This is a genomic window from Bartonella sp. ML69XJBT (assembly GCF_028618515.1).
GTDB lineage: Bacteria > Pseudomonadota > Alphaproteobacteria > Rhizobiales > Rhizobiaceae > Bartonella.
This window is the reverse complement of record NZ_JAQITB010000031.1, coordinates 1-16000: the sequence shown is the minus strand read 5'-3', so window position 1 is coordinate 16000 and position 16000 is coordinate 1. Positions and strand designations below refer to the sequence as shown.

The window sequence follows — 16000 nt, the reverse complement described above, 5'->3', positions numbered from 1 at the left end:
CGGCTTATGTCACGGGTCAAGCTTAAGATATGGGGTGCAATACCCCATTATCTGTGGATAACTTTAGCTCTCTCTTCTCTCATTCTTTCTCAATGAGACTCATAAATTATCACATCAGAAAATGTATAATAAAACACTGTTTTTTATAGACTAAATACCTTTCCAGTGATTCAAAAATATGGTTAATAAATACTTATGATTTGTTCCCATTTTTTACTCTTGAAAGGAAATTATAATGACAGAAAACGATATTCTTTTAACTGACCGTGAAAGTGCAAAATTGCTTCATATGAGTGTTTCAACATTCCGCCGTCATGTGACCAATGGCTCTTTACCAAAGCCTTTAAAATTTGGCTTTTTATCGCGCTGGTTACAATCGGATCTTTTGAATGTCATAGAGCAAGCAAAACAGCAACGTTATAACGACGTCGCATAAAAGAAAACCTTGTCACGTAAGGACGGACAAGGTTTCCCATTTTCACTCAAAGAATGAATAGCAAAATCCGTTCTATGGTGCAATATATCATAGGATAAAAAACATGTTTTCTTATATAAATGCTCGGGGCATCACAAATGCCTTGCGTGGGGTTTGGTATGGGCATTATGGAAGTGCCCGTTGTCCAGCCCATGATGATCAATTGCCTAGTCTATTTTTGAATAAATTAGCCTATTTTACAAATTACGCTCACTAGCAGCTTTAAGAGTTTAAAAGAAAAATCAGCTATATGAGAAAACTTAGGTGTCAATAACAATTCCCCTGCTTTTTTCTTTCGATTAAAGTATCAAGCTTATGCTTGCACCACTCTTTTCTTCTATTGATAGTTTCTCTTTCAATATGGAGTGAAATAAAACCATTTTTGTTAGCATATTCTAACAATCCCAAGTTTTTGATTGTCTGTATCTTGTTATACGAGAACACGTAAACAAACGTAAAATTTTGTCATGTTCAATAAAAAATGATTAAAGATAAAAGCAGATATCTTATTTTCATTTCAAACAACAAATTGAAAAATTCATAGGAAATTTGATTGATCAGATTTAACCATTAGATTAATATTTCAAGACAGATTACAGAAAGGAATTTCCTATGCAAAAGAAATTACCCAAAAGTTATATGACGGATGCTGAACGTGAAGAATTACGAGCAGGAGGTCTCCCTCAAAACAGTATCTATATGGTTGAAGCAGAAGCAGCTTCCAAGGCGAATGATAACAAAACAACGTGGGAGTGGTTAGCAATGGCTGAATATCCAGCACATGCACTTCTACATCTTAGACATCAACGTGGAGCACAGTTTATTCGTGATATGGGGTTTTCTACAAAGAATGCTGATGAGGAATATGGTCCAGACTGGTTAGATAAAGGGGTTGTAATAGGAGGTCATCATTTCTGATAAATTAGAAAAGCTTTTTTTACAACAAAGTGTACTAGTACAAGATCTTGAAAAGACATTGGTATCTCAAAAATTACATAATGTACGAAGTAATTTGTGTGATTATATTCGTAATGTTGGTAAAAATAGTGATTTACCATTGCTTATTGATACGGAAAGTGACTTTATAAAGGATGATTTGCTTCGGTATGCTAATAGTAAAGCTATGGTCAGTAGTCTTGAAACAGCATTAATTGAAATAGGTGTTGTTAAGGATCACATAAAACTGGTTTCCAATCCTGAGAAATATGATGCGATAAATAGGGGACATAGTCTATCAAAGCACCGAAAAGGCGGATTACCTTATGATGAAGCTCGGAAAGCAATGGCATCTCATTATACACGACTAGGAAATCTGGACAAAGCACATTTAACAGACATTGAAAAATCGATTATTGATGTGCGAAGAGAAAATATCAAGGCAATGCAAAAACTCTACGAAAAGATGCAAGCCAAAGCTATTGGTATAGATTTCTAACTCAATAACGTATTCATAACAAAGCTTTTTACATTAATTTATTCACACATCTTTAAAAGTAATAGCTAAATGAAAATATCCCTGCTGGATGTTAATCGTCCTAATTTCTTTCTCTATCCAATCAAAAAACTTCATTTTTCATTTTCTTAGTTCTGTTTGTATTCTTCATAGCAATATTTAGCTAGGTCTAAAGTCATCTTTGTATATATCAAATTCGTATTCGAAATTCTTAAATTAATTGAAAATATATTCATTATTGTTTGAAATACATTTTCATCACTAACAGAAAAACTAAAAAGTTTTCTTCATTATGAAAATCTGAAATGGTTAGTGTTATTTTTTTGTTTTTTTCCTAATAGGAAGCTATAAAGAGAGATACTCACTCAGAAAGCTTACAATCGCATGTTTTGAAAATGAATAAAACCATACCAACTCTTGCGTTGATTTTTGAACTTCTTGATAGTGGTCGTTTTGAAATTGGACTCTATGCCATTACAACAGCCTTGCGTTGGGAAAAATATCTGTTAAGTCATGTCAAAAGGCTCTATGCGGCATGTGATCAATTAACAGCAGAGCGGGCAAAATTGATTGTCGAACGTTGTGATCATTTACCCGATGTTTTTACAGCAAGAGATATCTATAGACAGTGTTGGAGGTCTTTAAAAGACAATCAAACCGTTAAGCAAGCTTTAGAGCTTTTATGCCGTTGTAACTATATTCGTGAATTTCCTATAGAGGGGAATGAATTAGGTCGGCGTCCTGATAGACGCTATGAGTGGTATCCTTTGGTCAAAAACAACAGCATAAAACAATAAAAAAACTCTTTTGAAGTCTTAAGACAACCACGCAAAACTCTTTTTATGGCATTCTCATCAAAGAACTTTTCTCCAAAAGCAAATGATCTGAGTGACTTTGTAAAAAGAGTTTTGTCAGTCTTGTCAGTGCACTCTAAACCCTATAGCATTTTTTTTAAATGGTAAAAAATTAAAAACATTATATTTCAATATGTTAGTATTTTAATGATACAACCCTTATTAAGATGCAACCCATAAATTCAATCAATAATATATATTTGTCAGTTTGTGTCTGTAAATTGAACTGACAAAAGTGTTCATTTCAATGACGCATAAAACCTATCAAAATGATCATTCTGATGTTTTTAAACACATAGTGCATTTGTCTTGAATGATATGTGAAATAAATAGCAAATTTCACTATTCTGTTGTTGATCTGACTTACGTCATAGGCTGTGGATAAAGAGCCTTTATAAATTTTTTTTAAGCAGGTTGTGGGTCTTTAGCACCCTTTTTTTATTTTATTATTGCTATTTGTTTTAAATAGATCTAGCAAATTCCATTTAGAGTTTTTTTGACATCGGTAGATCAACGCTTATAAAGCGGTGGGGTTTTATTATAAATGCTTCAATCTCATAACAAACCACTAACATTACGCTCTCTGTTACAATCCTACCGTGATCATACAGAAAGTGCGCGCGATAGAGGAACTTCTTTTGAAAAGTTTGTAATTGCTTATTTGATGCAAGACCCTCTACAAAAGCAAGAATATGAAAAAGTTCAAACTTATTGTGAATGGGCAAAAGAGCATGGAGAAGATGGGCGTGATATCGGCATTGATCTGGTTGCTAAAATTCGTGATGAAGAAGGATATGCCGCTATTCAATGTAAGTTTTATAGTGCAAATCATCAGATCAAGAAAGAAGATATTGATAGCTTTATTGCTGCCTCGGGAAAAAAGATCTTCACACGCCGTATTCTGGTTGATAGCACCGAAGGTAATTGGAGTAACAATGCCGATCTCACCTGTGAAGGACAAGGGGTCCGCATTCAACGGATTAATCTGTTTGATCTGGAAAACAGTCAAATAGATTGGACAACCTTTGAAAGCAAAGGGGAAGCTACTCTTAAGAAAAAAGAACCGAAAAAGCTTTTAGATCATCAACAAGAAGCGCTTAAAGCTGTTTGTGACGGTTTACAAGAAGCAGACCGTGGTAAGCTGATTATGGCGTGTGGAACGGGAAAGACCTTTACCAGTCTGAAGATAGCAGAAGCTCTTGCTGGTCAAGGTAAACGTGTTTTATTTCTTGTCCCCTCTCTTTCTTTAATGTCACAAACAATAAGAGAATGGACAGCAGATACAGAGATACCCTTGCGTTCCTTTGCGGTGTGTTCTGATACACAAGTTGGCAAGCGTCGTAAAGCCCAAGATGATGCTGCCGAACTCGATGTCTCGGATCTCGCTCTACCAGCAACAACAGATTCTCAAAAGCTTGGAGAAAAAGCCAATAAGACTTCTCCTGATGTAATGACAGTGGTCTTTGCTACCTACCATTCCATTCAAGTGATTTCGGATGCGCAAAAGAAATATGCTTTACCCGAATTTGATCTGATCATTTGTGATGAAGCACACCGTACCACTGGAGCTGTGTTAGGAACAGACAAGAGTGAATCTGAGTTTATCAAGGTTCATAATAATAGCCTTATTCGGGGCAAGAAACGTCTGTATATGACAGCAACGCCTCGTATCTTTAGTGACAATGCTAAAAAACAAGCTAATGAGATTGATGCCGTTCTGGCTTCTATGGATGATGAAGAGCTTTATGGCAAAATCCTTTATTCTTATAGTTTCTCCCATGCTGTAAAGAATGGACTTTTAACGCCCTATAAGATTATCGTTTTAGGTGTTGATGAAGGAGAAGTGAGTAAATCTATCCAGCATCTGATGACAGATAAGAATTATGAACTTATTCTTGATGATAGAACAAAGATCATGGGTTGTTATCAAGCCCTTACCAAAATGGATCTGAAAATTGATCTTGGGGATGATACAAGACCCATGCATCGGGCTTTGGCTTTTTGTAGAGATATTGATACTTCTAAACGCATATGTAGAACATTCAACGATGAAGAAGTTAAGAAAGATTTACTTGATCTTCATGAAAACCATAAAAATATTCCCCCTCTTAACTGTCAAGCAGACCATATTGATGGAAAGTCTGGTGCCAAAGAGCGTACAATAAAACTTGATTGGTTGAAAGAAGATGCGGGTGAGAATGTCTGCCGTATATTAACCAATGTACGCTGCCTTTCAGAAGGTGTTGATGTTCCTTCCCTTGATGCCATTATGTTTTTACACCCGCGTAAAAGCCAAGTGGATGTGATACAGGCGGTAGGACGTGTGATGCGTCGCGCAAAAGGTAAAAAAATGGGCTATATCATCTTGCCAGTTGGTATTCCTGCTGGTGTTTCACCAGAACAGGCATTAAAGAACAATAAAAAGTACAGTGTTGTTTGGCAAGTTCTCAATGCTTTACTTGCCCATGATGAGAATTTTAGTAAAACCCTTAACCAGATGGTTTTAGGGCAAGACGTAAGTTCTATCATCGACATTGTTACAGTTTCTAAAAAGACCGAATTAGAGAATGTCACCACGGTTATTGACGAAATCCCGCTCCACGAAAAATCGGAAAAATCCGGACTTCATATTGGGACACAAGCTCATGAACCGCAACATAGTCATAGCGTAACAGGAAGATTACCCTTTTTTGTTGAGTTTCCCAATGCTCTCAAAACACTGATTGTTAAAAAATCTACCATGAGTGATTATTGGGGCATATGGGCTGGCAATGTTGCTGAGATTGCACAAAATCATATCACACGCCTTCAAACTATGCTTTCTGATCGAACAAGCGAAGCTTATCATGCCTTTGATGCGTTTTATAAAGAATTAAAAAACAACTTAAACAGTGAGATAAAGCAAGAAGAAGCCGTTGAGATGTTAGCGCAACATCTTGTAACGCGTCCGGTGTTTGAAGCTTTGTTTGAGGGCAATGAATTTGTGCAAAACAATGCCATTTCGCAAGCGATGGAAAAGATCTTAAGAGAACTGGATAAAACAAATATTGAGGAAGAATCCAAAGAATTACAAGAGTTTTATGACAGTGTAAAATTCCGTGCCTCTGGGATTACCTCCCCCCAAGCAAGACAAAACCTTATTATCAAGCTTTATGAAGATTTCTTTACCAAGGCTTTTCCCCGTACGGTAGAAAAATTAGGAATTGTTTACACCCCCGTTGAGGTTGTTGATTTTATCATTCATTCTGTTGATGAAGTGTTACGCAATGAATTTGGGAAAAGCCTAGGATCACGTGGTGTCTCTATTCTCGACCCTTTTACGGGTACTGGTACCTTCATCACACGGCTGTTACAATCAAATCTCATAAAACCAGAGGATATGGAATATAAATTCCGTCATGATATTCATGCCAATGAGATTGTTCTCTTAGCTTATTACATAGCAGCTATTAACATTGAATCGACTTATCATAGTCTTATGAAAAGAGAGTATATTCCTTTTAAGCATATTGGTTTAACTGATACGTTTCAGATGCTTGAAGAAAAAAGTCTGCTACAAAAATTATTTAAAGAAAACAGTGAATATTTAGAACATCAAAAGAAACTGGATATCAAGGTTATCTTTGGAAATCCCCCTTATTCTTTTGGACAAAAAAGTGAAAATGATAATGCAAAAAATACTCCTTATCCGATATTAGATAAACGTATCGGCGAAACTTATGCTGCTCAATCCAGAGCAAGTAATGTTAATAGAGTTTATGACAGTTATATTCGTGCTATCCGCTGGGCAAGTGACCGCATAAAAGATTGTGGTGTTATTGGTTTTGTTACAAATGCAAATTTTGTAGATGCAAACGCTATGGATGGTTTACGAAAATGCCTCGTTGAGGAATTTAGTAGCCTTTATATTTTCCATTTACGGGGTAATCAACGAACCTCTGGAGAACTATCTCGAAAAGAAGGTGGTAAGATTTTTGGAGAAGGTTCTCGTGCCCCTATAGCGATTTCCATTCTCGTGAAAAATCCAGAATCTCAACAGCGTGGAAAAATATATTTCCATGATATTGGAGATTATCTCACGAGACAGGAAAAGCTTACAATAATCGAGTCCCTTGGTAGCATTAATGGTATTACACGGAGCAAACAAGGTTGGAAAATGATCACACCAGACAAACATGGTGATTGGATCAATCAACGTGATGAAAGTTTCAAGACATTCCTAGCTCTAGGTGATAAAAAAGGGTATGATAAAAAGCTCTTTGAGACTTATTCTTGCGGTATCATAACAAGTCGTGATGCTTGGGCGTATAATTCAAGTCGTAAAATTCTATCACAAAACATGTATAATATGATTACTTTTTATAAGAGTGAAATGGAACGTTTTAATGATGCCTATCCACATTCTGATCGTAAAGCGCGTGCAAAGGCTGTGAATGATTTTGTCAATACAAATGCCCAAAAGATCAGTTGGAGTAGTAGTCTTAAAGAAGAATTAATAAGAGGAAAATTTTTTGAATTTGAGAATGATTGCTTAGTTCAAAGTCTTTATCGTCCCTTCACCCAACAATGGCTTTACTATAATAATATTTTTAATCATAGAGTTTCTCAAATACCTCGAATATTTCCTATGGGAAAAGTGGTCGAAAATAGAGTAATACAAGTTACAGGTACAGGAGCAACGAAAGATTTTTCTGTCATCATGATTAAGACAGTGCCTGATTTCCAAATGATAGAGAACGGTCAATGCTTTCCAAGATATATTTATGAAGAAACTACGGTTTCAAAAAGTAAAAGTGGGAAACAATCCCATTTATTTGCAAATGCTACAGAAGAAAGTAAAAATGTTGGTTTACAAAGGCGTGATGCCATAACTGATGAAGGACTAGCCCATTTTAAAGAAGCTTATCCGAATGAAACCATAACTAAAGATGATCTATTCTATTATGTTTACGGACTCTTACATTCAGAAGATTACCGTACACGCTATGCTGATAATTTATGTAAAGAGTTGCCTCGTATCCCTTGTGTTAAAACTGCTGAAGACTTTTGGAAATTTGTAACAGCAGGGCGTGAACTGGGTCATTTGCATGTAAATTATGAAGATGTGAAACCTTATCCAGTGACCTTTAAAAAGGGTAATCCAAAACAGACTGATATCTCTAATCCAGAAAAGTTTTATTACGTGAATGAAATGAAATTCGCAAAAATTAAGAATAGCAAGGAAAAGGATAAATCCACTGTTATTTATAACAGCAACATCATCATAACAGATATCCCTCTTGAAGCTTATGAGTATATCGTAAATGGTAGACCCGCCCTTGAATGGGTTATGGGGCGTCAATGCGTAAAGACTGATAAAAAGAGTGGCATTGTGAATGATGCTAATCGCTATGCTGTTGAAACCGTTGGAAACCCTGCTTATCCATTGGAGTTATTCCAAAGGGTTATTACCGTAAGTTTAGAGACAATGAAGATTGTTAAGAACCTACCAAAATTAGAAATTAAAGAAACTGAATAAGCTTATAAGACCTTAAAACTCATAAGGGGTATAGAATATAGCTATACCTCTTTTGTAAGTTAATTAGATACAATCTTAAAAGAAATAATTTATCATTGCGTTTTTAAACACTGTCATTTGGATTGCTTTAAGACTTATAAGAAATCCACTCTTAAAGTGAATTAGATTTTTTTACATTGCCTTTAAAAGATTATACCGTAATCTCAAATGATAGCTTTATAGCTTTCAAAAAATCTCTTGAAAGAGAGTTTTGTATCTTCATTTTCTTATATTACTTATAGGTTTTGAAGGTTTCTCACCCCCCCCAAAAACCCTACAAAACCCTCTTAAATATATATTAAAGATTGTATTTATGTGTTGTGTTTAATATAGGTTGTTTATTTGAAACATTAACTTATTGAAATATAACAACTTTTATTTTGGATTAAAAAAATAAAATAATACGTACAAAAAGCACCCCCAAAACTCATAACCTAATGATCTTGATAGCATTTCTTATGAGTTACAAACCATCTTTTGAAAGGCTTTAAAGGATCACATGATTTTCATAAAGCACGTTGTAATCATTCTCTAAATCATAAGGTTATCATTCAAAAGAACTGATAAAATTCATAAAAAGGATTTTGATAACGTAATCAGTTTTTAATTTCATATGCTTTTCATAAGACACGTTTTAATGACTCATTAAAATGATCACTTTTGTCAGTTCAATTTACTAACACATAACTGACAAGTTTTAATCAATTCACATCATTGGCTATCTTTAAAGATTGTACTCTTGATATAAGTTATGTTTTAAAGATATTAACATATTGAAATATATTGATTTTAATTTTTTACCATTCAAAAAAAATAATAGAGGGTCTAAAAAGAACTGACAAAACTGACATCACTGACAAAAGCCTATTAAAAGGAATTTTACTGATCTCTATAATTATCAATCTCTCTTTAGATGTTTTCATAACAGTCTATAAATTACAATTATCCTACTTATCGTTTCTCTTATGAAAATGAAAAATGATGCCATGGCTATAAAGCATATAACAGCTATAGAAAATGCGTAAAAACAGCAGCTTCAAATAACTAAACTGTAAATGAACGCATTGATTATAAAGAGAGCACCTATAAGAGGCTATTAAATTTTAAATGTATTATAAACAAAATTCACAAAAAAATTTAAATTCATTTAGTAAAAAAACTGATAGGTTATAAAGTTTAAAATACGCATAATGAGAGCCTTTTTAAATATTATAGATGTATAGATTCAAAACATAACGCAATCGTTTCATAAAGCCCATAATATAGCTTTAAACGCATATAAATATAAAAGAAGCAATTCATAATCATAAGATATTATCAATACACAACGTATTTAAAAAATACAAAAAAAGATAAAATATTATTTGACAATAAATACGTATTTTGTTATATGAAGACGATACGCTAATTTTTGTATTGTTATCCCCATTTCTTCTAAAAAAGCTACTTTTAGAACTTCACTAGAATGGGCGGGGTTATGCGTCATTTGTTTTCATTCCTTTCATCAATGGTAATCTTGATAATCAACAAGCTCCACATCTGTTCCGATAAAGCGAAAAATAACACGCCAATTTCCATTCATCTTAAAAAGTATATTACTCTTTATGCGCATTGGGAACGGCTTTTCTAGATCCTAGTAAGCTGAATATATAGCCTTGTCCGATTAGAACTCCAAAAATCGTAACAAAAACGCCTATGATTTGCATGATTTGAGGGATGAAGCCGAACAGGATTTGCACCAATAAGGCTGAAATAGGTACAAAATTGAAAAATATCGCCGTCTTACCCGGACCTCGGATCGCTATTCCAATATTCCAAAATAGGTAGGCTAAAACTGATCCTGCACCCCCTATCCAAAGGAGTGCGAATAAACTAGCGCCGGACATAGACATCGTTTCTTGAAGAGGGGATTCGAATAAAAAGGTTAGGACGCCAAGGGCGACGGTGCCAGAGAGCATCGTCCAGCTTGTTGTTTCAAGCGGGGTTGCGTTCTTGACAAATGACCGCGTGCCCACGGTATAGAACGCCCAACCAATGGAACCTAAAAGAATCATAATATCTCCTTTGGCAAAGGAAACATGGTTAGACAAAAATCTCCCATTTGTTATGACTAAATAGACCCCGAACATGCTAATGAGCATCCCTATAACCCTCTCACAGGTTGGGAAAGATTTATTCATGATAGCTTCAATAATATTAGCACTAATAGGGGTTGTCGCCATGATGAGGGAGGCTGTTATGGGATTTGACGTTTGCAAGCCAACAAATAAAGCGCCATTAAACCCTGCCACACCGATAATCCCTAGGAAAATATAAGAAATAAAATTTTGCGATAAAACATGCCACCGCAAGCCTTCTTTGAAAATCATAATTAAAAATATGGCGATTACGGCAATGAGAAACCGCTCAAAAGAAGCTGTCCATGGAGAAACAGTCGTTAAAGCTATCTTAGTGGCTTGGAAATTGGAACCCCAAAAAAAGGTTCCTACGAGGGTTAAGACAAGAGCTATTCTGGGCGTGATTTTCATTGGATAGATCCTTATACTTGATACCAAAGTGGAGCATCGAGACGTATAGAAGAAATTTGTGCGGTATTAGATGAGGAAAGCATAAAGTTGACCGCGGAAGCAATGTCATCTGGGTGAAGCATTTTGGCAAGATTCTCTGGAGGTATCTCTGGGAATCCTTTAAAATTGCGACGAAAATCCGTATTAACTTTATCAACTTGGATTGAACAAACACGAATATTTTGTGGCATTCCCCATAAGCGCAACCCACCAGTATAGCCCTCTACAGCAAATTTAGAAGAAGAATATGAAATTAAAGAAGGATTGTATTCTACACCCCATATGGATGAAATATTTATAATATCGGCGCGAATTTCCTTTTTTAGATAGGGTAAAGTAGCAGCTGTTATATAGAACATTCCTTTAATATTCACATCAAATGTTTCAGCACATTCTTGAGCATCAATTGTTTCTGGATCGCCACTATAACAAATGCCTGCTACATTAACTAAGACATCAAGACCACCAAATTCTGAGATAACCTTATGGACAGAAGAGTCAATGGCTTCTTTATCGCGGATATCAACAATCAATTTACATAAGCTTGCCGTATCGATGGAGGTTGGTAGTTCTATGTCAATGATGTCTGCACTTGCTACCTTATGACCATTTTTCAATAAGTTTAGAACAATTGCTTTACCGATGCCGCGAGCGCCTCCTGTGACTAAAATACGTTTCTGTTGTTGTGAGTAAATTCCGGTCGTGTTTTTTATCATTTCGTTTAGCATTTTCTATACCTGAAGTTGTAATCATTAATATTCAGCTAGTTTATTTTTAGCCATGCATTATGTATTACTGTATTATGTTTAATGTATTGAGTATTATTAAATTGTTTAAATAATAAGATAGCCTTAAAGTTTATTGTGATTAGGTTGAATAACTAAAGAACTGATATTTCATGTAAAGACGTCTCACTAAAAGGAAATACCTTTTTAGAGGAGAATGCTAGAGTTTGTGATTCTTTAGGTAGATTTAAACAGCGCCAACCATGCTTGTGAGCATACGCCTCAAGCAAAGGATCGCCAATAACAGCGACAGGATGACCTACAAGCTTCAGCATATGCTCATCGGAAATATCATCACCGTAGGCCCAGCAGTTCTTAAGGTCACCACCATGTTTTTCAATAAAATCCTGAATCGCAAGCGCTTTTCCAATGCCGATCGTTTGCGGAGGAACGAAACGGCCATTATATTTTTGCCCATCATGCAATAGTTTTGTGGCCAAGATGTAAGGTACACCTAGATGTTCTGCAATGGGGGCTAGAATTTCTATAAAAGAGCCGGATACTAAGACCGGCTCAATTTTTTGGCTATGATGGGATTTTAATTCTGTTACTACTTCTTGGATTAAGAAAGTAGGATTAATCAACGCGCGGTTTGCCCAAGTTTCTGCACATCTTGTTACTTCTGCTACAGCACGTCCGGCAAAAAATTCATAAAAGCGACGGTTTATTACGCTGCGCGGACTCTGGTTATCATGGTGTGCACGTAAAATAGCAGTAGTATCTGCATATTCCTCTTGGTGAGCGTTGGTTGAAAAACCTAGCCAAGATTTATACCAGAAATCGTGGAAAGCGAGCATACTTTTGCTCCGAATAAGGGTGCCATCTACATCGAAGAATGCATACGCAAGGCTCATTATTAATTTCTTCCTTCAAAAAAAATTAAATACTTTATAATGTTGTTTGTTCTTTATAAGCATGGATATGATTTATTCGTAATATTAATCCTTTGTTGTGAATTCCCAGAAACCTGTTTTTTTGAGCTTTAGCTGCGCGTGGACATCCCCTCCTAAGCCATACCATCCGATCGCACCGCCTCGATTCATTTGATAACTCATCCAAAGCAAGACGATATTTACTATTCGATTAGCAGAGGGATCGTTCACAGATGGAAACGGATTGGGTAATATTGCTTGATAAAAGCCATGCCCATCAGCATCTGCCAGTAGTATATTGGGAAGACCAAGTGGGCCGGGTCGTGTAGGTGCATGGGGATTCAGATCATGTTGCCGTAGTGCCATAATTGTGTAAAGACTGTTAGGAATTAACCCCAAAAATTCAAAACGAAAATGTCCTGTTCGTTGGTCGTTAGGGACGGAAACTTCCATGGATCCTTTCGCTTTACACCATTGTTCAAGGGTTATCGGCGCAGTAATCTTTCTACCATCTTGGCTTCGAGCGTCTGGTATTGGTACTTCATGGAAGCCATAGCTTGGCAGATAAATATTTTTCGCATTGGGGCATTGCGCTGGTGCAAATATTACTGGATAATTATTGCATGGTAATGGTAAGGGCAGAGTATGTAATACAAGAGAGGCATCACTACTAGAAAGAGGATCTGAAAGTTCTTTTATGATATCGTAGGGAGCATTCTTGCCGAATTCAGGAGTTACAGTAGAGGTTGATACCAAAGCTCTTCCCCACTCTGAGGTAAGTTCTCCATGGGAATTCATGCGATTGATTTGTCCAATAACAATAAAATTTCCCTTTTCATCCATTACTTCGCTCGGGGGATAAGTCGGTCCTTGTGTAGTCAAACTTAGTTCGTACATTATTGTTTTCATAGATAATGCCACTACGCAAGATAAACATTTTCAAGGTTCTCAGCTTTCCGCGAGACAGAATCCCTACCTGTTTGCTTGTTAAGAAATTTAATCGCTTGTTTGTGTTCATTCTTCTTTAGTTTTTCTGCATGATAAGCAGTAAACTGAAAGGAAAGAGTAGCGGCGCTCGTGTCGCCTTGGTTAACTGATATAGTTATATCGAAGTGAAGGCGAGATAATCTGGATATATCGCTAGAGTTAATTCGATAGTTAAAAACAACGTCAAGAGGGAATACAAACCCTGTAAAATTGGCAGCCAGGCTATTTAACACGAAGTAATACGGCTCCGTCCAGTTATCTCCGATAAAATATTCCTCAGTAACTGCTAAAAACATTTGACGAGCTGCTTCAATCAACACCATACCTTGTATATGTTGTCCAGTTTGATGATCATTCATTAGTTCTGACCGTTCATCCAATATTAAGTGAGATTCAAAATTATGCTCATCTAAACGTTTCGGGTGAGAGATAATCGCATTTCTGATGTAGTGCTTATGACTTTGCAGGCGGCTAACGCGAAGTGGACGCTGTAGTAGAGGAGAAATATCAATCCCGTGGGCTGCGAGTGGATATAGTCCTTGGTCATAAAGAGCTTGAGCTTGAACTTCTGTTAACCCTTGACCGCTAACAAGTTGACTATTACTAGGTAAATTGGCAAAGGAATTTGTACGTATCATCTCTAAAATTTCCCCAAAAGTCTTAACGTTTTCATGTATACTAAATTCATGAAATTTATTGCCAACTATAAAAATTTTCTTATTAGATGTATTTTTCATTGTGCTCCCTGCCTCAAAATTATAACTAATTTTAACTCTCTTTTTATATCTCTTTGATTTATTTGAAATAAAAACATACTCTTCATAAAATTATTATATGGCTTTAAAAATCGGTAACTACGTTATTGATCAAATATAAGCAAAAATTTACCAAAATAATTACATTACTTAAAACATACATGGCTTTTCGGTAATATTATAGAAGAGTAAGCGCTCATTTTTAGCAATCACTACCCTCCACTCAAACCAAAAGCTGCAGCTTAGTTTTACAGCTGTCGACGTAGTTCGTTGTTAATTAATAAAGCGTTTGTAAATTTTTGTATAAAGTCCACCTTCTCCACCCGTGATAAAATTGTCTCCGGCCTTTTTAATTATCTCTTGATAGCGCGGAGAAGAAAAAAGGCTCTTATAGATCTCAGGATCAACAGAAAAACCGGAGAGAAACATAAACCCGGCTCTGTACTAATGATGGAATGATAAGCAATAAACTCTTCAACCTCAGATGCCTTGCGTACTACGTCAAAAATGGTTTTGTCTCGCCATTGGCGGTAGGAGATAAAACGGCTTGGAGGAACCTCAATATGACGCAGCTGCAGATACGGTGTGCTAGGCAAAGACTGCTTGAGCACTTTTACCGATTCAACATAGGTCAAAAGTTGACGACGAAAGTCGTTCACAAGATCTTCTCCCAATAATTTTAATTCAAGCTCCCATATCCCCGGCAAGCTCTCAATCTGTTTTAATGAGGGCAAGGCTCTCAACTGCAGAACAGTCCTATTATCAAGAGATACAGACACCGTAGCCTGCTGCTCAGATTTTTCTGCTGTGATCTGCCTCCATTTCTTAGCTACTGTAAGAGTTTGGTTTTATTTAGGATATATTTCTGTAATTAAAAGATACGGTGTAGACATTAAATTCTCCTTGAAATTAAGAAAAAAATTAAATTCGTAAGTATCACGCTTTTGATAATAATGATGTTGCTGGCAAATAAATTTCTCTATGTCTCCTTGCGTGAGGCAAAAACTTCTTTAGCAATTTCAACGACATTAATCGCTGCAGGAAAGCCTGCATAAGGAGCAATGTGAATTGCTAATTCAATCACCTGTTCGGGCGTGCCACCTACATTAAGCAGACCCTGTATATGCAGCTTCAGCTGTGGAATCGCAGTTCCTAACGTTCCTAACGCTGCCACCGTTATAATTTCCCGTTCAAAGAAGTTGAGGATAGGCCGTGTGTAGATATCACCAAACCCAAACTCAACAACAAAACGAGCTAAGTCTGGAGCAATGCTACCCAGTGTCTTAATAATCATTTGTCCATCGGGGCCATCAATATGTTCTAGTGCCTTCAGTCCAGATTCGTAGCGATCCTCGCATACTAATGGCGAGCCGCAACTAGATATGAAGTCTAGTTGCTTTTCATCAAAGACCTCTTTTGCAGCAAAAACACTATTTAAGGCTGCTGGAAACCCTGCATAAAGTGCCAACTGTATCATTACTTCAATCAGCTCAGCAGGACTACACCCAATATTAAGAGCACTGGTAAGGTGGAATTTGAGTTGCCGTCTTGCATGACCGATACAAGATATTGATTTATAATGATAATTTAGCGTTATTCATATTGAATTAGAACCCCGAATAACCTAAGATTCTCTCATTTCAAATCTCTCTATCTTGAATCAATCAAAACCATTCCCTTGCATGTCAAAAGCGG

13 protein-coding genes and 2 pseudogenes are annotated in these 16000 nt (G+C 36.2%); 6 read left to right on the top strand and 9 right to left on the bottom strand.

The features are described 5' to 3' along the window. The first annotated feature begins 235 nt into the window (after positions 1-235). From PVV68_RS08025 to PVV68_RS08000, 6 genes are all read left to right on the top strand, one after another. The gene (locus PVV68_RS08025) at positions 236-436 is read left to right on the top strand and encodes an AlpA family transcriptional regulator (protein ID WP_007347430.1); all 201 of its coding nucleotides are present in this window, start codon (positions 236-238) and stop codon (positions 434-436) included. A gap of 103 nt (positions 437-539) precedes the next feature. Continuing rightward, positions 540-692, top strand: a complete 153-nt coding sequence (locus tag PVV68_RS08020; protein WP_273721537.1) for a hypothetical protein — start codon at positions 540-542, stop codon at positions 690-692. Positions 693-1087: 395 nt separating this feature from the next. Next, positions 1088-1393: a hypothetical protein gene (locus PVV68_RS08015; protein ID WP_273721535.1), complete on the top strand. Its 306-nt coding sequence runs from the start codon at positions 1088-1090 to the stop codon at positions 1391-1393. A 94-nt stretch (positions 1394-1487) separates the two neighbouring features. Next, entirely contained in the window at positions 1488-1910 is a 423-nt protein-coding gene (locus tag PVV68_RS08010; RefSeq protein WP_273721533.1) for a hypothetical protein, read from the top strand. 365 nt (positions 1911-2275) lie between these two features. Further along, on the top strand, positions 2276-2725 hold the full coding sequence (locus tag PVV68_RS08005; RefSeq protein WP_404978439.1) for a DUF3987 domain-containing protein: 450 nt from the start codon (positions 2276-2278) through the stop codon (positions 2723-2725). Between the two features lie 601 nt (positions 2726-3326). Next, positions 3327-8300 (top strand): type ISP restriction/modification enzyme, encoded by a 4974-nt coding sequence (locus PVV68_RS08000; RefSeq protein WP_273721530.1) that lies wholly within the window; start codon positions 3327-3329, stop codon positions 8298-8300. Between the two features lie 1420 nt (positions 8301-9720). Here the strand turns inward: PVV68_RS08000 and PVV68_RS07995 are convergent. The 9 genes and pseudogenes from PVV68_RS07995 to PVV68_RS10645 all read right to left on the bottom strand — a co-directional run. Continuing rightward, positions 9721-9825 (bottom strand): annotated as a pseudogene (locus tag PVV68_RS07995) (transcriptional regulator); the annotation flags it as partial. Positions 9826-9843: 18 nt separating this feature from the next. Further along, positions 9844-9921, bottom strand: a pseudogene (locus PVV68_RS07990) (Killer protein); the annotation flags it as partial. A gap of 13 nt (positions 9922-9934) precedes the next feature. After that, positions 9935-10867, bottom strand: coding sequence for a DMT family transporter (locus PVV68_RS07985; protein ID WP_273721528.1), 933 nt, complete (start codon positions 10865-10867; stop codon positions 9935-9937). 11 nt (positions 10868-10878) lie between these two features. After that, positions 10879-11634, bottom strand: a complete 756-nt coding sequence (locus tag PVV68_RS07980; RefSeq protein ID WP_273721526.1) for an SDR family oxidoreductase — start codon at positions 11632-11634, stop codon at positions 10879-10881. Between the two features lie 152 nt (positions 11635-11786). Continuing rightward, positions 11787-12545, bottom strand: coding sequence for an HAD family phosphatase (locus tag PVV68_RS07975; protein WP_273721524.1), 759 nt, complete (start codon positions 12543-12545; stop codon positions 11787-11789). 84 nt (positions 12546-12629) lie between these two features. After that, positions 12630-13472, bottom strand: a complete 843-nt coding sequence (locus tag PVV68_RS07970) for a hypothetical protein (protein WP_273721522.1) — start codon at positions 13470-13472, stop codon at positions 12630-12632. A gap of 11 nt (positions 13473-13483) precedes the next feature. Continuing rightward, positions 13484-14287: an AfsA-related hotdog domain-containing protein gene (locus tag PVV68_RS07965; RefSeq protein ID WP_254492178.1), complete on the bottom strand. Its 804-nt coding sequence runs from the start codon at positions 14285-14287 to the stop codon at positions 13484-13486. Between the two features lie 371 nt (positions 14288-14658). After that, a complete protein-coding gene (locus tag PVV68_RS07960; protein WP_273721519.1) occupies positions 14659-15084 on the bottom strand; it encodes a hypothetical protein in 426 nt (141 codons plus the stop codon). Positions 15085-15284: 200 nt separating this feature from the next. Beyond that, positions 15285-15866 (bottom strand): carboxymuconolactone decarboxylase family protein, encoded by a 582-nt coding sequence (locus tag PVV68_RS10645; RefSeq protein ID WP_273721540.1) that lies wholly within the window; start codon positions 15864-15866, stop codon positions 15285-15287. Positions 15867-16000 lie beyond the last annotated feature (134 nt).